Below are 18,150 nucleotides of genomic sequence, written 5' to 3' on the forward strand. Positions count from 1 at the left end.
TATCAAGCGTCAGATGTATGGAAGAGCGAGTTTTGAGTTGCTCCGCAAAAGAGTCATCCTGATGGGAAACCCCGACTTTCACCAAATGTGACGATGAACCCTTTTTGCATCATTTTACATCAAACAGCAAACCTGATGAAATAGGTCTAATGATGTAAAGCGAGCAAAGTTGAATACCGACAGATTGATACACAATCAGGATAGTAAGGAGAGGAGGAAATTTTGGAAAAAACAGCAGATAACTTAGTTACGAACCTTTACCGAATGCCTCATCTGATACTTTTTAGGCGTAATCCCAAAATGCTTTTGAAACATTTTGTTGAATTCGATGATTGATTTTTCTCCGTAACCCACTTTGATAGCTACTTCCGATGATTTATAACCGAGGTGCAACAGCTCGGAGGCGTATTCCATTCTTTTTCAAGCAAGTTATGTACAGTGTGAAAACAACCATAAAGCGAAGCCCGTGAGATAGAAATCCAACGGGCTTTTTCAGAGAGTTTGGTATTGTATTAACCTACTTTAGGAGATAGGAATTTAGCTTTAACAAATTGCCACACCATTGGAAGTATTGATAAACCGATGATACCAAAGACAACCAATTCAAAATGCTTCTTTACAAAAGGATGACTGCCAAAGAAGTAACCCAACATGGTTAAAGTAGGAACCCATAGTAATGCTCCGATAATGCAAAAAATGATATATTTTGAATAAGTCATGCTTCCGGCTCCTGCCACAAAGGGGGCAATGGTGCGCACGATAGGAATGAAACGAGCCATGATGACCGTTTTTCCGCCGTGTTTCGCATAAAATGCTTCGGTTTGCTCTAAATATTCACGTTTGAAAAACAGGATACGCTCCCGTTTTTTGATCGTACTTCCCAAAAATTTTCCTACAAAATAGTTGACATTGTCGCCCATTAAGGCAGCTACAATCAGTAACGGAATGACTAACCAAGGATTCAACGCTCCGGTAGAAGCAGCCAGCGCTCCCGTAGCAAACAGCAGCGAATCGCCCGGAAGCAGCGGCATCACTACTAATCCCGTTTCAGTAAATACAATCAAAAACAAAATCAAATAGGTAAGCGTACCGTAGTCGTGAATGATGTCGGCGAGGTGTTTGTCAAGGTGAAGAAAGAAGTCTAAAATTTGTGCGAGAATTTCCATTTTTGTTCGTTTTTAGTTTTTAGTCTACGGTCTATAGTCCATAGAAAACCTTGGTATTACTATTGAATGTGGACAATTGGCCATCGACTGCTTTATTTGGCAAGTGAATTTCGGAGGGATTGAGTCATTTTAATAATTTGCTCAACTTCCGAATAAAGTTTTGCAAAATCAGATTCGTTGATGAGGTTTCGGCGTTGTCCGACATATAAGCAGAAACTACTTCAATACCTGAACGTATAGCATAACCTAAAAATCCGCCAAACTCGGCGTTAGACTGCCCTGTTGAGCCTTCGGCAATAGTGAGAGATACAGAGTCGGCTGCACGTTTAACTTGAGCAGTAAGAATAAATAACTCTTCTTTTGGGAAGGTAAGTGTAAGCTCATGAATCAGGCCACTTAATTCAATTGCTTTTTGCCAAACCACTAATTGCTCAAACTTAAATGCCATTTAGGTAATTTTCTTAAATCAAAGAGGATAAACTATTAACCATCGACCATGGATTATTTCGACAGTTTCCATCGCTTACGCGTTTTTTCGTTAAGAAAATGCCCAAAAGTATCACCGCGAAGGCCAAGGCGGATGGTTTCAAGGGGGATGATTTCATTAGGGGCAATGTTGCCTAAGTTGACATTGGCACCAAGAAGTTTGACAAACCATACCTGTTGTGCTTTTTGTGGAGCTTCCCAAATGATGTCTTTATTGGGAACTTGGGTCAAAATCTCTTCTACCAAGCCTTGCCGTACTTCACCGCTGGAGCGAAACAAACCCACATTGCCGGATTCACGAGCTTCCCCAATTACTTTCCAGGCTCCCGCTTCGAGTTCGGCTTTCATGAGTTGAATCCATTTATAAGGAGGAATGATTTTGGTCTCATCTTTAGATCCAACTTCGGATAGTACCTTTACTTGCTCGGCCAGTATTTTGATAAAATCACATTTGATTTCTTCCGGCATATCTACCGAACCGTCTGATACTTCCGCGTACTCTAAACCGTATTCATCAATCAAACGACGATAGTCCTCGAATTGATTACGCACCACAAAAGCTTCAAAAAGCGTTCCTCCAAAATATACCGGAATTCCCGCATTTTTATAAGCCGCAATTTTGTCTTTTAAGTTAGGGGTAACAAACGAGGTAGCCCAGCCGAGTTTTACAATATCAATGTGAGGAGCAGAAACCTCAAGCATATCCTCAATTTGACGAATGCTTAACCCTTTATCCATAACCATGGTTAAACCGTACTGGCGAGGCTTAACGGTGCGGTCGGGTACTTGCGATAGTTTAAAATTCATACTTGTTGGTTAGGTATGTCTTTGATAATGAAGCGCAAAATTAGCGATTCCAACCACAACGTACTAAATCCTACTTGAAAATAAGCTGATTTTCGTCAATTGGGTGTAAAAAGCCCGCAATAAAAATTACGGGCGAAGGGAGGGGTTGGGAAGTCAGGAAAAATCAATAAAGCGCTGGAAACTGTGTCGGTTGGGCTTCGTGCATCAATGCATATACACTTTCAAAAATGTCTTCTACGTTGGGCTTGGAAAAATAATCGCCGTCGGAACTGTAAGCAGGACGGTGGGGTTTGGCAGAGATACAACGCGGAGCGGAATCAAGCCATTGATAGGCATTTTGGCCGTCTAAGACTTGCTGCATCATATAACCTGAACCTCCTCCGGGCATATCTTCATCGGCAAAAATAACCCGATTGGTCTTCTTTATAGATTCTACAATCATAGAATTGATGTCAAAGGGAAGCAGTGTTTGTACATCAATCACCTCTATGTGGATTCCTATTTGAGCCAGTTGTTCGGCCGCCTCCATCACAATACGACACATAGAACCATACGTAACGATGGTAAGGTCGGTCCCTTTTCGAAGTATTTCTGGTTGACCAAGTGGAACTGTAAACTTGCCTAAATTGTTGGGCATTCGTTCTTTAAGGCGATAACCGTTGAGGGGTTCAACGACCAAAGCAGGGTCATCGCCTTGCAGCAGGGTATTGTACATGCCCGCCGCCTGCGTCAAATCACGAGGCACACAGACGTGCAAACCGCGTAAGCTATGAATGACCGAGGCCATTGGAGAGCCGGAATGCCAGATGCCCTCCAAACGGTGGCCGCGTGTTCGTACAATGACGGGCGCTTTTTGACCGCCTTTGGTTCGATAATGCAAAGAAGCCAAATCGTCGGTCAGTGTGGCGAGCGTATAAAACACATAATCAAAATACTGAATTTCAACGATAGGGCGTAAGCCTCTGATGGCCAATCCAATACCTTGCCCGATAATGCTTGTTTCGCGGATACCCGTATCCGTGATTCGTAGTTCGCCAAATTTTTCCTGAAGACCGGCAAATCCTTGATTCACGTCGCCGATTTTTCCTACGTCTTCGCCCAACGCTACAATGCGGGGGTCGCTTTCAAAAAGGGCGTCAAAGTTGGCCCGTACAATTTCACGACCGTCAAAAAAAGAGGCGTCTTCGCTGTATTCGGCTTCGACCGGAATGACTTTTAGTGGAGAGTCAGGGGATTGACTGTATAAATGTGAACTGAAACGGTCGTGATTGATTTCAGTATTTTTTTCAAGCCATTGGGTTAAGGCATCTCGGGAAGCAATAGATTCAAAACGTAAAATTCGTAATGCTTTCCGAACAGCAGTTGTATTGTCACGGTGCAAAGGCACGATTTCTTTGCGGAGTTCATCGGTCAGTTGAAGCAACTCAGTGGTAAAACGACTCTCTTGGGCAGCTGCCTGAAGAAGTAGTACGGCTTCATTTTGTTCGCTTAAGATGGATTCACTAAATGCTTTCCAAGCCTCATTGCGTTGTTGACGAATGAATTTCTTGGCAGCTTCTTCAATTTCTTCCAGTTCATCCGAGGTAGCATAGCCGTTATTGAGAATCCACTCTTTAAACTTTAGGTTACAATCCCATTCCTGTTCCCATGTCAATCGCTCCGTTGATTTGTAACGCGTATGCGAGCCTGACGTAGAATGTCCTTGGGGTTGAGTGACTTCCTGCACATGAACCAGCACTGGTATGTGTTGATGGCGACACAGGTTGGCGGCTTTCTGATAGGTTTCCAGCAATGCTACATAGTCCCATGCTTTTACGGTGAAAATTTCAATGCCGTTTTCACCGTCGCCTCGCTGCAATCCGGCCATTGCTTTCGAAATACTGCCTTTGGTCGTTTGGTATTCTACAGGTACGGAAATTCCGAAACCATCATCCCAAACCGACATCAATAGAGGTACTTGCAATACGCTGGCGGCATTCATGGTCTCCCAAAACATCCCCTGCGAAGTAGAGGCATCGCCAATGGTGCCAAAGGTGATTTCATCGCCTTTGTTTGAAAAATCGGTCATTGACCATAAATTTTCATTGTGGCGATACAGTTTGGAAGCATACGCCAATCCAACTGAGCGAGGAACCTGACCGGCGGTGGGGGCCAGATCATTAATGTGATTATAGGTGTTGGTTTGGGGCTTCCACAGCCCATTTTCGTCTAAATAGCGCGTTGTGTAGTGGTTGTTCATGGAACGTCCCGCAGTATGAGGGTCAAATTCCACGTTGGCATGGCCATATAGTTGAGAAAAATATTGTTGCCAGGTAAGATTTTCGAGTGCAGCAACGACAGTTTGGTCGCGATAATACCCTGAACGAAAATCACCTTTGCGGAATACTTTGGCCATGGCTACTTGAGCCAATTCTTTTCCATCGCCAAAAATTCCAAATTTTGCCCGTCCGCCCATCACGTCTTTGCGACCCAACAAGCTGGCTTGTCGGCTCTCACATACCAAACGAAAGTCGTTTAGGATAGTTTGGCGCGTAAGCGCAATAAAGCTGGTCGCAAGTTCGTTTTCTATCACGTTTCTTGATGAATGATTAATTTGTTGAGTTTCGTTGTTTTGGCAAGTAAATATACTGGAAAATAGGTGATGTTTCAAAATACAACTTTTTTCTGTTACTTTGTCATAAATTTTTTGACAAATATAACGTTTGGCAAAACTTTTGCTACTAAAATTATTGTTAGATAAGCAACCAATCTTTTACAAAACTAAATTTAATAAAAAACATGAAAAAGGCGTTTTCACTTTTCGTAGCAGTTTTAGCATTCAGCGCAGTTAGCTTTGCCCAAAAAGGAATAGTAACGTTTACCAAAATTGAAAATGATTTTGGCAAAATCGAGCAAGGTAAGCCAGTGAGCTATGTATTTGAATTTAAAAATACAGGAAAAGACCCGGTTGTATTGGGCAATGTAGCGGCTTCTTGCGGCTGTACAACTCCTGAGTGGACGCGTGAGCCGGTGATGCCGTTAGGTAAAGGAACTGTGAAAGCTACTTTCAACGCGGGTGTTATGGGGCCTTTCAACAAAACCGTAACTGTTCCAAGCAACGCGGAAAATGGAACACTTTATCTTACTCTTAAAGGTGAAGTAGTTGCCAATAAAACAGCGGCTCCCGCAAAAACAGGGAATAAATAATTAAAAACGGGCAATCAGAAGTGCGAAGAAAGTCGCAATTTAATTCAGATAAATTTAATTGATTGCTATTTTGAGAGAGGCTTTGACTTGTGGTCAAAGCCTTTTTTGTTAAATTTGTGGTGAGGTGTGGGTATGGAGTCGTGAGTCATCGTATTGCGTAACCCTTTTACTCAATACGCCTGCCCAATATTTACTAACCCACTCATGATGTTTAGAACAATTGCCTGTCTTGCCTTAATCGTTGTTTTTTCCTGTAATAATACCAGTGATCAACAGCACGCCGATGCCCTTCATAAAGCGCTTGTTGATTGTGTTACAGATGCTTCATTGACTCCTGAAAAAACTGCTCAGATTAGAAAACACATCAAAGCCGACGAAAAATCAGCACGATTGGATTCGTTGTTTAAGCGTAAATTTAAGTTGGAACGCTTCAACGGAAATGTTTTGGTTGCCCAACAAGGCATTGTCCTGTACCGAAATTCGTGCGGATATGCCCAAGTCGAAAAGAAAGATACGTTGTGTTTTGATTCGAAATTTCAATTAGCTTCTCTTTCCAAAACGTTTACGGCAGTAGCCATTCTAAAACTCTATGAGGCGGGCAAGTTAAGTTTGGAAGATTCGATTCAGAAATTTATTCCTAAGTTTCCTTATTCGGGGATTCAAATAAAGTCATTACTGTCGCATCGCAGTGGCTTGCCTAATTATGCGTATGTCTTGGCTGACAGCGTTCGCAAGCGTAATCCGTATCCTACCAATGACGACATTGTTCGGTGGTATTGCGCCGTAAACCCCAAATTGTACAATACGCCCAACCGTACTTTCAGTTACAGCAACACCAATTATGCCTTATTGGCCACGATTGTTGAAAAAGTGTCGGGGCAAAAATTCGAGGATTTTTTGAAGCAAGCCATCTTCAAACCCTTGGGTATGAAAAATACGTGGTTGGTGACGAGTCACAATGATTCTTTGAATCAGTTTCGTACGGCAGGGTATCAGTACAATCGTCGTTTGACCAAAGACAATTACGACGATGTAGTGGGAGACAAGGGCGTTTATTCCACCATGGACGATATATTTCGTTGGTATGCCGGACTAAACGGAGGCTGTGTATTGCGCCCCGAAACCATGAAAGAAGCATTTACCCCGCGCAGTTTTGAGCGACACGGTATTAAAAACTACGGTTACGGCTTCCGTATGCACGTCAACGAAGCGACGCGTGAAGCCAAATACGTCTATCATACGGGTTGGTGGAAAGGCTACAATACCCTGATGTGGTTTAGTCCCAAAGATAAATTTGTCATTATACTTCTCAGCAACCGCTACAACCGCAGCATTTATCAAATCAAACCTATTTTAGAGATTTTGGAAGGGAAAAATAAGGTGGCGGATGATTTGGAGGATGAGCTATTTTAAGGGCAGTCGGGGTCTGCCGAAAAGATTAATAACGCAGGCACCGTGTTCTGCGGCGTGCGCTGCTGTTTTTTCCTGCAAAACGGAATAGAGCATCGAACCCATACCAAATCGCTAATTCAAAGGCACCTGTTCCCGTGCCAAGTGACGAAACGGTAGGTCATAGCTGGCTTGAAACAATAGATTGTCGCGGGCCCAGCCGATGGTACCCACTATGGCATCACGGCGTTTGGTGCCAATCAATAGCCCTCGGTACCAAATCCCTACCAGTAAGGGTGAAAAAATAAGATTGGTTCCTATATCCATTTGTTTATTCAAACCTTGTTTCCTTAGTTGTAAAGCCATGCTCAATGCACTTTCTCGGTCTAAATCGCGTCCGTAGCCATTGCCAAAAACACGTATTTGGAGCGGAAACTGAGCCCCCAACTGTACACCCCAGCGCTCGCGTAACCAATCATTGTCTCGAAAGCCCATATTATGATATGAAACGCCCGCCCAATAAAAAGGCTCGTAGTCATTTTGAGGGTCATAATCGAAGCGTAATCCACTTGAAAATGCCACGCGGTTACTACTAACCCCATTTTGGGCCAGCGGGTCATTACTGCCGAGGTATTGTGCCACAAACGTAAGATTATCACCATTCCAGCGGTCGGAAATCCACGCAGCCTGAAGACCGGGTGTAAGGCGGAGGTGTTGTTTTGCGTCCAGATAAAAAAGCCGCGATACTTGACCTGTGAGGTGAGTACTGTTGAGCATTCCTCCTCGACGGTCGTGGAGAGCCTGTACACCCAGCCCTACTTGGGCATCTTCAGCATAGGTATCAAAAGAAAAAGCCGCTGTTTGAAAAGCTGTCCCCACAGACGGCCACTGATTGCGGTAATTAACAATCAAGCGCGGGGTACCTGCATCACCTGCCAAGGCAGGGTTTTGGTAAAGTGGATTGGTGTAAAATTGGGAAAACTGCGGGGCTTGGGCGCATACCTGTGCGGCGATAAAATAGAAGAGGAGTAGATGAATGCGCATAAGGAAGCCGGGTTAGCGTATAAGATAAAAATTACGACGGAGTCGTTCGCGTTTGTTTGTTTCGATATACCTGATTTCGGTTTCTACTACGTACATATCGGCAGGCATTTCGCGACCATTAAATGTTCCATCCCATGCTTCACCATCGTTCTGACTACCGGCAGGTACATTGTTCATTTCAAAAATCACTTCTCCCCAGCGATCGCGGATGCGTAGTTTGACAATCTCCCTGATACCGCTTCCGAATAACGTATAACGGTCACCAATACCGTCTTTGTTCGGCGAAAAAGCTTGCGGTATGACCACAGCGCAACTATCTACCTCAAAAGCTGATGTACGGAAGGTAGAATCTTTACACACTCCCCGATTGCTCACCACGAGTTTGATATCATACTGACCTTTGGGGAAAGGAAGTACAGGGCTTTGGTCGTCGGAGGTACGGCCATTGCTAAAATACCACTTGTAGGTATCGGCGTTTTGTGAACGATTCACCAACCGAACCGGCCCCGGAGCGCAAATGAGCGAATCGCCTTCAATCCGAAAATCAGCCACTGACCGGGCGATAATTGGGACGGATTTACGAATGGGTTGACTTTTGCAGGCAGTACTCCCCCGATAGACCGTGAGCGTAGCTGATAGGTTATTGACGTTTGTGGTGTAGATATGTCGGGGCGAATAGTTGACCGAATCAAGCGGGGAACCATCGCCAAAATCCCAGATAAAACCCAGTTGAGGATTGGATAAATTAACGAATTGCACCGGTTGCCCCTGACAGGCCAAGGGCGTTTCCAAACGAAAATCGCCCGTAGGTAACTGCGTCACTTTTACCGTTTTTTGGGTAGAATCAGAACCGCAGGTAGTGTATGCAATGAGAGTAACGACGTAATCGCGGTTGGGTTGAGTGAAGGCGTGAGTAGGATTAGCACGCGTATCAACGCCGCCATCACCAAATTTCCACACCCAACGGTCGGGTTTGGGCGTGGTTGCGTCCTTAAACTGAATGGGTTCGCCCGGGCATACTTCCGATTTCGATAGTTCAAACAACGGCTTGACAATTGTCGGGAATACCCGAATGGCTACTTCGGCACTGTCGCGTCCGCAAGCGCTGATTACTTCCAAACGCACCCGATACTCCCGCGCCGAAAACCAATGTTTAAGAGTATCCGCCCCTGATGTGCGCGAAGTACCATCGCCAAAAAACCAGCGGGATTGAGGTTTGTCGTGGCCCGTAGATCGGTTGGAAAAAGTGATTTGAGCCGGCGTGCAACGTACCGTGGTAGAATCCACCCCGATTTCGGCTTTGGCCAAAGGCCGTACCGTAATTGTTTGATTGGTTTTTTGCTCGCCACACGTATTTTTTACGGTAAACGTCACGGTGAACATTTTCTCGGTGCGTTCTCGATTGTCAAATACTTTCGCAGGAGGTTGAAAGCCGGTGTGTTGTGTCCCATCGCCAAAAGCCCACGTATAATCGGTGGTAGCGGCTTGCGTACCCGTGGGGGTAAAGGTCACATTCAAAGGCGCACAGCCTTGGGATTGATTCAAGGTGAAAGCAGCACTGGCGGGAGGGGCAGTAATGGTTACGTCGCGGGTGAGGGTATCCGCACAAGCCCCCGACCCCGCAATGAGGGTTACCTTACTGAGTCCTTGAGGCAACGAAAGCTGAGGAGAAACTACATTTGAGGCGTTTGTGCCATTAACGAGCCAAACATAGTTAGCCGCCCCCGTGGAGTTGTTGGTGGGTCTGATCGTTGCTCCTGCACAGCCGTTGCTGATGGCAAAATCTGCTTTGGGGCGACCGATGTTTATGGTAGCATCGTCGGTGGTGGGACAGCCTTTTGGGCTGGTGAGTTCGTAGGTGAGCCTGATTTGATTGGTGGTTAGTGCGCTGATAATGAGGGTGTCTCCTCTTAGGCAATTGGCACACCCCGTCCAGCGGCCTCCGGTGGGTGTAGCCTGAAGTTTTAAAAATGCCGTTCCTTGGCAAACGGTTAGGTCTTTGGCATCGGGTTTTATTCCTTCCACGTTGACAGTGATGCTGTCGAGTACGCTGCAAGTCCCCGAACCCACTACGTAGCGAATAAGGTAGGTTCCCAGTGTTTTGGGGTTGAAGATTCGGTTGGTGCCTTGTATTTCAATGAGCGCAGCGCCTGACCAAACGCCGTTGGGAGTACTGGCCACCAAAGGTACACTGGCCGTACCCTGGCAAAGCGTGGTATCGGGGCGTAGCGACGTGATTTTGACTTGCGACAGAGCATTGACTAAAAATGTATCCCTTTCAATAACGACGCCCCCGCAACGGTCGGTAATGCTCGCTTCCACGATATAGGGGGTTGGCTGAAACATCAAATCCTCACCTATGGCAGGATCAAATGTTCGACTGTTTAGTTTATAAGAAATACCACTTTGAGGGGTAAACTTGTACTTGAAGGGAGCTTGGCAAACATCGGCTTGTTTGGGCAAATTCAACTTAGGTGATTCTACCACCTCATGGGGGCAGACATTGGGCTTGGAGCGCCCGCACTCATTGATGGCTACAAGCGAAATCTGATAAACCCCCGCTTTGGTAAATTGAATGACAGGCTTGGAAGAATTGGCATCGGTATTGTTTAAAAAAAGGTAATTATTAGGTGTAATACTCCACTCATAACGGGTAGCATCAATGGAGATGGTGGCATCAAAAGTGAGCGTAGCGCCGTTGGACAGGCACACCACTGCTGTATCTTTGTTCATAAACGAAAAGCCCGTAGTAACATACTTAGCTTCGGGGAGTTTCTTGAGCTTGACGTCTATTTCGGCAGTATTAGAACCACAACTTTTTGAGGTAGCGGTTAGTTTTACTTTATAAATTTTGTTAGGGTCGCTATAGGTTATTGACGGAGTAATTGCAGTACTTGTTTGGCCATCGCCAAAATCCCACAAAAATTTGGTGTCAGAAATGGGACAGGAATTGTTAGCAAAACGAACGGCAGAGCCTTCACAGGCCAACGTAGTGGCAGGTCGAGGTTGTGGTGTTTTATTGAATACTAATTCATACGCTTTGTTATCACTGCTACAACTAAGGTTTCTTATTGAGAAAGGAAAGGGTTTCTCAGAATCTGAGCATGATTCTATAAAAGTTCTCAATTTATAGGTGTGTTCGAGCGTAGTATCTTTTGCAATGGTTAATACTTGTTCTGCACCATCTCCCCACTTTATTCTATATTCCTTGGTGGCACAATAGCCCGGTTTAAACTTGAGACATAGCTTATAGTTAGAGTCACTCGGTGAGACGCACAAATCACCTGTTCCGGTGCAGAAAGTAAAATCTACGGGGATTTGGGCATTGGCACTGAAAGCAAAAACGATGGAAGCAAGAAAACAAAAAAGTAGTTGTTTCAACATGCCTGAAAAGTTTACGTGGATATACAATTCTGAAAATAAGTCTAATGTTTTTGCAATCCAAAGACTTTAAGGCTTTTCTTTCAAAAACCTTAGATGATAGTGAGCATCATTGATTTATCAGTTCGTAATTATTCAGCGTATTTCCAGTCTTTACGCTGGTTGCAGTGCGAGTGAGTTTAAGAGCATTATCGGAGAGCTGGGTAATGCTATATTCTATTATCCCATTGGTACCTGTTGGGTGAGGAGATAAGTTTTTCAAAATTAGTTTTGTATCTTCCTGAACTTCCCATTGCCCTGTAAAAGTCTGATTATCAAATTCACGTAGTGTTACAGTTTGAGAGTTTGACAAATCCAATCGAAAGTTGGTATAATTCATGCGAATATTACTAACTGCGCTTTTATCGTAAACCACGCGGCCACCTTCGCGGACAAGATTAGCTATCCAAACTTTAGCGATACGTTCTGAAACTGGTTTTATTTTTTTGTTACAACTAAAGATTGGACTTATCATTAGTTGTAACAAAACGAATGAAGTATTAATTGTTTTTATAAATCTAATACTTCTCTGCGTGAATATACTTTTTATAAACACTTTCATAGTGAAAATTTTTAAAATCGTGATGCATTATTGTTTATTGAATGTTTTGCTGACTAATGGGAGTGTGTATTGTTCTAATCGTAGGACGTACTTGCCGATAGGTAAAGCCTTTATGAATATATTCCCTTCCCATCCTTCAGTGTTACGTTGTAAATTATGCCGACTGATAAGAATTCCTTGTAAGTCATAAATGTGAGCCTTTATGTTACCAAATGCAATTTCCTCTGAACGATATATTATTCGTAACCACTCTGAACTTGGATTAGGATATAGTAAGAGTAAATTGGAAAAAATCGGTGGTTGTATCGCCGTTATTATGAGATTAAAAGCATCCGATGTATTGAAACAACCCTTGGAAGCTATCTTTACAGAATATTTCCCAGGCTCGGTAGCCATAAAATTCCGCATTATAGCCCCTTGTATAAGCGTACCTTCCTTGAACCACTGATAACTCTCCGCAATAGAGGAAGTAAGTGTCACTACACCATCTGAATTAATAGTGGGCTTAGGAATAATGGTAACACCTACTACAATGGTATCTGAAAAAGCTTGGCAGTTTTGCAAAGTTGTTGTAACAAAATACTGATTTGCAATTGTGACAGTAATGTTTGAACTTTTATTACCGTTAGACCATTGGTAGTTCTGCCAACCATTTGGAGCGGTTAGCCTTATGCTATCACCTTGGCAAATTTGAATATTTTTTTTCTCACCCAGCGAAAATTTCTTGTTAGTAAGCAACAGTTCTATGGCAGTATTATCTTGAGGCTTATTGAGACTCATAATAATTGAGCTGCAAAAGTTATCTTTTCGTGCTTCTATATTATAACTACCATTAGGAAGTCCTGCAATGGTGTAAAATCCTTTTGCATCGGATTTAATGGTAACTAATTTGGCACCTTTCAAAACTATTGTGGCATCTGCAATAGGCGTTCCAGTAAATTTTTCTTTGACGCTACCAGTAATAAAGTTCCCGGTAAAATTTGAAAATTTATAGGCATTTGTTTTGTAAACATCGTAAAAGGTTAGTGAAACGAGTGAGCTGTTAAAATATAAATTAGTTAGAATATAGGGGCCGTTAGCGAGTTTTTCGTTGATTTCATCCCCAGCAAAACGCATAGTAACCTCATTTAATCCCACTGATAGATTTAGGCTTTTTTCAGACCAATTGAGAGAGTTTTGGAGAGAATCTATAAGTTCTGCGCTAATGGTGTAGAATCCTGAGCGATTGACTTTAATCTGTAGCTTAATGTCTAAAAAATCAAAATCACCGTCTTTGTCACTATCTATAGGAGTTTCGGCGTTTTTGCCCGTCAGTTCTATGGGGGGGCGTGGAAAAGAAGTAATCTGATAAGCTTGGGTGGTGTAGGCTTTTTTGCGATTATCTACTGCTATTGAATTTGATAAATCAATCAATGATAAATCATCGAGTATGAAAGGGCCATTGAGCCCGTTTTTTCCAATGGCTTCACCATTAAAGTTAAGTATAGCTTCGTAATTACCAACTGAGAGGGGTTTTGTACGAGAGTGATTCCATGAAGTAGTTCCAATAAGTTTGCCTTGAGCATCTCTAAGCGACCCTATCACCGAAAAATTACCTGGCACTTTGACTAAAAAACCTACCCGAATTTGTAAAGAATCATATAAGACATCATTGTTTTTATCAATTGCTTTTTCTTTGTATGTATTATTCAATCCGCCTGAACTGCTAAAAACGGTAATAACATCGTCCTGATAAATGCTTTCCGAATTTTTTTGAAGTTTTATCACTAATGAATAACTACCAACCTCGGAAAAGCCAGCGTTGCTATTTCCATAGTTGCCATCGTTGGCTTTACCGTCATTATGCAAACCGTCATCAAAAAGCTGAAGCGAATCTTTTATAAAACTTCCTTTTGTAAAATAAACAACCCCTTTTGCTTGGGAGACAGGTCCATTTTTTGAAGTAAGAATAGCATTAACTCCAATTGGCTCTTGAAGTAGGTATTTAGATTTATTAGTTTTGACAGTGAGTTTCTGGTTACTTTGAGCATGAACCCGCATTGAAAAAAGGCCATTAGTAGAGCCACCTGTGAAGGTGATTTCCCATATACCTGCTTCAGAATTAGGAATTTTATAAGTTAAAAAACCATCGCTATTAGAATACTCTGCATTATTAGTATTATAAATTTTCCCCGAAGGGCTTTTAAGGGTGTAGTTAGCCCGTTCGGCCTGAAAAATTCCCTGAAAAAACGCAATTCCGGCTATTGGTATATATACTTTTCTGATTTGGATAGAAGAAGATAATAATTGATTATTCTCCATAAAAACAATACCTAATGAATCCGGAATTGATGTTATGGTTTGTTTCCCTTGCTCGGCACTTATGCGAGCACCACTCTTCACCCCGGGATAAATTCTTTGCATAATCCTAAGAAAGACATTGGGATTGAGTCTCAAATCCGTGTGGCCTAACCCAAAAAAAACAGCATCCGATATGCCAATGAGAGGTAGTGAGGCATCCTGATTGTATGTTGCTCTCCAAGGCAGTGTAGCTCGCTCGGCAGATACCCAGAAATCATCTCTCGCCGTGAATTGATAAATAGCAGTCCCTTTATCTAATTCCGGATTGAATAAAGGGCGACTGAGATCACTATCCTGATAGTTGAAGTTATCGGCCAGCCAGCCAGGCTCTAATTGGTCACCCGCAGGGTCACACCAAGCAGATAGATGGGCATATCTGCTTCCATGATTGGGGGTACCCAATTGTACTAAATTCTTAACATCAGTCCCCCAACGCAGATAGGCTCTTGAATCCAGCCCACCTTTACTATGTGCCACTAAGTTTATTTTTTGAGTCCCAAAAGTGTTTTTAGCAATCGCTATTTCGTTACCAATCCTATTGCCATTATCAATAATTCCACCACATGGATCTAAGCTCTGAGCGATGTGAAATGGGATACCATCTCTGGCGGCAAAATCAGCAAAATTTTGCCATATTTCGGAAGGAGTGTCACCAATACCACCACTTGCAATCCCGAAACCACGCACAAATACCAAAGGAAGAGCCTTGCTTTCAATATTGATACTTATCCAGTCACACTCTATAGCCCAGTAAGTAGTATTGGGTACATCTATTGCAATTTGTATGCTATTTTCGGCTTTAGGCAGTGTATTTGCGTTTCCTGTTTGGGAGGGGAATTTAATGTATTCTATGGGTATCATAATTGAAGGAGTACTCCAGGTATTGTTACCCGACCCCAATGTCCATATTTGCCCAGAAGTGGTCGTGATGAGTTTACCATTTACATACACATAATCTATTTCGGGGTCTGCAATACCGTCACCGTTTCCGTCGTATTGAGAATTATGGTCTACATCATAAATGCGCATGGTCAACCGTACCATCTTAGGAATCAAACCACGCTCAACCAGTTCAGGGACATTAGTTAAGAACCCTTGCGCGTCGAATTTCATGCGGTTGGAGTAGTAGCGAGTTATATCTACATTGAACGTCAAGCGGCCATTAGGCACATCTTTTCGAAAAAGATACTTATCAAAGTCCCCTCCTAGGGTACCTACAAATAACTCATCTGAGAGAGTTGGTTCGTTTACAGTTGTACCACTAATACGTGCCGCCGATGCTTCTCGGGGCGAGTCCTGTGCTTTTAATAAAATTACGTTTAGTAGCATAGTTCCATACAACAATGCTAAAGAGAAGCCTGAAACCGTTTTAAATAAAATATTTCTCATGATGAAAGAGTTTTACATTATTCTGTTAAAAAGAAGTGTCAAGAAAAGCAGCATGTATTTGCTTAAAGTGCTTATTGGATACCTTTATCGCTTGCCCGTCTTTCAAAATACAACTGTGACACACCTTGTCTAACTGCCTGATGCAATCTAAATTGATAAGGTGGGAACGATGCACTCGTAAAAAATTACTTGGGAGTATTTTTTCAAATGAACCCAAGGTTTTGGAAGCAAGCATTTGCCGGCCATCAGCCAAAAAAAATACTGTATAATTACGATCTGATTCCAACCGAATTATGTCTCCAAAGGGTACGAATACTTTGACGCCTTTGATGATTAAATAAATGAGGGAAGGGCTTTGAGGAAATGATGCCATCGGATTCAAATGGATAAATGATTATTGTGTTACCTTCTTTTCCCATTCTTTTTGAAAGCTTGATTGCGATGTATCTGTAAACAAATAGGAAGTGGAATAACTACCGAATGATGCGCTCATAAACGACGGGACGTGAAGAGTATGCCACTGCCCATTGACCGATAGCTCGCCAACGGTATTTTTCGAGTTCAAAAGCATTTGCGTAGATTTTTTCGAGTAATTTCCAACTTCGTCGTACGTTTTCATCTACCTCGGCACCATGTTTGGCAAACAAAGTATTTACTTCTTTAAAGCATGATGATGAAGGGTCAACTTTGGCTAAAATATCAAAGCCTTCCTGATAAAGATTGGCTTCAAGTTTGGCTTTTCCCTGTAGTACAAGCTGCCCACAAATTTGATTTTGATAATTACGATATACCTCTAATGCTTTACCACGTGCTTTTTCGAAACATTTGGTTTCGGAGGGGACATTAAAGAGCAAGCTTATCGCGTCAGCATGCTGATTGGCTTGTGAGAGTTGAGTTGCTTTACTGATAATCATATCACAACGTTTGTTGTAATAATCAATCACTTTTGTTTTGGCATTTTTGATAAAATCGCCGTACTCATCGCTACGGTTAGGCAACAGAGAAATGAGATTATTGAGTGCCTGCTCGCGAGTACGTCCACTTCCTTTGATTTTGCGAGTATGGCTGGCAAATACAAATTTGTCGTCTACCTGCTTAATAAACAGACTTATTTCTCCCTCAATAACAGTCATTGTTTGAATGCCAGGGTTGATTTGCTGTTCATTAAAAATACTGATGACGGGATACATCACAATGCCGCTACCGCCTCCGCGTGAGGCTATTCCGCTTTGATTTAGCAAAGCCAAAATCTTCGTTTCTAGTTTTTGGAGATGCGTACCGGTAAATCCATCAAGTTCTTCGGGCATCACAATACCGATATTAAGTTTACCAAACTCATCGCTACTCTCTTCATTTTGTGCCGTGCCAGATAACGTCAATAAGTAACAGAGCAATAACCAGCTGATTTGAAGTGTTTTTTTCATGAGTGTCTGTTTGTTATTTGAAGTTAATAAACAAGGTATTGCCCTTGATAGTACGTTCTATTTTCAATTTTTTAGTGGGCTGTTCAGCTAAAGTCAGCGCGTTGCAAAACTTTAGGATTTCGAGAGCGTAGCGGGTAGGGGTAAGGTTTTTCCCTTGAGCGTCGGTACGTGGAATCCGAACTTGGTCAAAAATGAGTCTTAAATCCGTTACCCCCTGAATATGATACCCTTTAGAGTTTTCTCCAATCCATTCTTCTATCGTATCCGAAAGTGGAAGCCCTCCTTTACTAACCTCTGAACTCATGGTAATATTGGCGTTTTCAGTGAGTCCAAATTCTACTGCCATGTACTTGCCATTCTGTACGATGTCTGTAAATTTCTCTTGCATTACATTCAAAAAATCGTTGATGACACCTTCTGTAGCTTTAGCTGCCAATGCACCAATATCATTGGTATTAAAAAAAGGGCTTTCCCCCATCTTATTAGAAAGGGAAGCGGAAGTAGAGGTTTCATAAGCCGTCAAAATGACCTTTACCTTTGTGCCCGCCCCTTTATATACGTCATACTCTACTTCAACAGCAATATCGGCTCCTGATGCTTGAATAATTTGTGTTTTTACATCCGTTTGGGCTCCATTAAGAACACTGTTTGTTTGTAAGTTCCGTGCTTTTGAGATAAAATCTACTGTAGAATAGCCCCTGTTGTCGAAGGCTTCTTTGACTTTGGTAAGCACAATACGACGATTGACATCGCCTTCCAAAATAGTACGAATGTCTTCGCCTTCCTTAAAAAATGGAAATACCATAATTGTAGGCTTGGTAACGAGCTGGTTTTGCTGATTAGCGGCTGGAGCAGGAGTATTTTGCGCCCAAATTGGAAGGCTAATTGAAACAAATAGGAGAAATATCAAAAATTGAGTCATGGTCGGAAATTATAA

At 42.6% G+C, this 18,150-nt stretch carries 14 protein-coding genes; 2 read left to right on the plus strand and 12 right to left on the minus strand.

What is annotated here, in order from left to right; translation table 11 throughout:
• Window positions 1-243 precede the first annotated feature (243 nt).
• The 5 genes from Q0081_RS27845 to Q0081_RS27865 all read right to left on the minus strand — a co-directional run bounded on the left by Q0081_RS27845 (window position 244) and on the right by Q0081_RS27865 (window position 5,031).
• Complete coding sequence (locus Q0081_RS27845; RefSeq protein ID WP_298361262.1) at window positions 244-414, minus strand: AraC family transcriptional regulator; 171 nt, start codon at window positions 412-414, stop codon at window positions 244-246.
• 98 nt (window positions 415-512) lie between these two features.
• Window positions 513-1,166, minus strand: coding sequence for a DedA family protein (locus tag Q0081_RS27850; protein ID WP_298361264.1), 654 nt, complete (start codon window positions 1,164-1,166; stop codon window positions 513-515).
• Window positions 1,167-1,290: 124 nt separating this feature from the next.
• Window positions 1,291-1,614 carry a four helix bundle protein gene (locus tag Q0081_RS27855; RefSeq protein ID WP_298361266.1) on the minus strand — a complete coding sequence of 108 codons (324 nt, stop codon included), beginning with the start codon at window positions 1,612-1,614 and terminating at the stop codon, window positions 1,291-1,293.
• Between the two features lie 53 nt (window positions 1,615-1,667).
• Window positions 1,668-2,459, minus strand: a complete 792-nt coding sequence (locus Q0081_RS27860; protein WP_298361269.1) for a phosphosulfolactate synthase — start codon at window positions 2,457-2,459, stop codon at window positions 1,668-1,670.
• Between the two features lie 163 nt (window positions 2,460-2,622).
• A complete protein-coding gene (locus Q0081_RS27865) occupies window positions 2,623-5,031 on the minus strand; it encodes a thiamine pyrophosphate-dependent enzyme (RefSeq protein ID WP_298361270.1) in 2,409 nt (802 codons plus the stop codon).
• Between the two features lie 206 nt (window positions 5,032-5,237).
• Between Q0081_RS27865 and Q0081_RS27870 the strand changes: the two genes are divergently transcribed.
• Window positions 5,238-5,645, plus strand: a complete 408-nt coding sequence (locus Q0081_RS27870; protein WP_298361272.1) for a DUF1573 domain-containing protein — start codon at window positions 5,238-5,240, stop codon at window positions 5,643-5,645.
• Between the two features lie 204 nt (window positions 5,646-5,849).
• The gene (locus Q0081_RS27875; protein ID WP_298361274.1) at window positions 5,850-7,058 is read left to right on the plus strand and encodes a serine hydrolase; all 1,209 of its coding nucleotides are present in this window, start codon (window positions 5,850-5,852) and stop codon (window positions 7,056-7,058) included.
• Between the two features lie 111 nt (window positions 7,059-7,169).
• Here the strand turns inward: Q0081_RS27875 and Q0081_RS27880 are convergent, their stop codons facing one another.
• The 7 genes from Q0081_RS27880 to Q0081_RS27905 all read right to left on the minus strand — a co-directional run bounded on the left by Q0081_RS27880 (window position 7,170) and on the right by Q0081_RS27905 (window position 18,135).
• A complete protein-coding gene (locus tag Q0081_RS27880; protein WP_298361276.1) occupies window positions 7,170-8,078 on the minus strand; it encodes a PorP/SprF family type IX secretion system membrane protein in 909 nt (302 codons plus the stop codon).
• Between the two features lie 12 nt (window positions 8,079-8,090).
• Entirely contained in the window at window positions 8,091-11,462 is a 3,372-nt protein-coding gene (locus tag Q0081_RS27885; protein ID WP_298361278.1) for a PKD domain-containing protein, read from the minus strand.
• Between the two features lie 106 nt (window positions 11,463-11,568).
• Window positions 11,569-12,060 (minus strand): hypothetical protein, encoded by a 492-nt coding sequence (locus tag Q0081_RS27890; protein WP_298361280.1) that lies wholly within the window; start codon window positions 12,058-12,060, stop codon window positions 11,569-11,571.
• A gap of 27 nt (window positions 12,061-12,087) precedes the next feature.
• Entirely contained in the window at window positions 12,088-15,789 is a 3,702-nt protein-coding gene (locus Q0081_RS27895; RefSeq protein ID WP_298361282.1) for a carboxypeptidase regulatory-like domain-containing protein, read from the minus strand.
• A 25-nt stretch (window positions 15,790-15,814) separates the two neighbouring features.
• Window positions 15,815-16,162 carry a LytR/AlgR family response regulator transcription factor gene (locus Q0081_RS32030; RefSeq protein WP_409034106.1) on the minus strand — a complete coding sequence of 116 codons (348 nt, stop codon included), beginning with the start codon at window positions 16,160-16,162 and terminating at the stop codon, window positions 15,815-15,817.
• Between the two features lie 100 nt (window positions 16,163-16,262).
• Window positions 16,263-17,213 carry a hypothetical protein gene (locus Q0081_RS27900; protein ID WP_298361284.1) on the minus strand — a complete coding sequence of 317 codons (951 nt, stop codon included), beginning with the start codon at window positions 17,211-17,213 and terminating at the stop codon, window positions 16,263-16,265.
• A 13-nt stretch (window positions 17,214-17,226) separates the two neighbouring features.
• The gene (locus tag Q0081_RS27905; RefSeq protein WP_298361286.1) at window positions 17,227-18,135 is read right to left on the minus strand and encodes a DUF6175 family protein; all 909 of its coding nucleotides are present in this window, start codon (window positions 18,133-18,135) and stop codon (window positions 17,227-17,229) included.
• Window positions 18,136-18,150: the final 15 nt, after the last annotated feature.

The sequence above is a fragment of the Runella sp. genome (assembly GCF_027484545.1).
In the GTDB taxonomy this organism is placed as follows: Bacteria; Bacteroidota; Bacteroidia; order Cytophagales; family Spirosomataceae; genus Runella.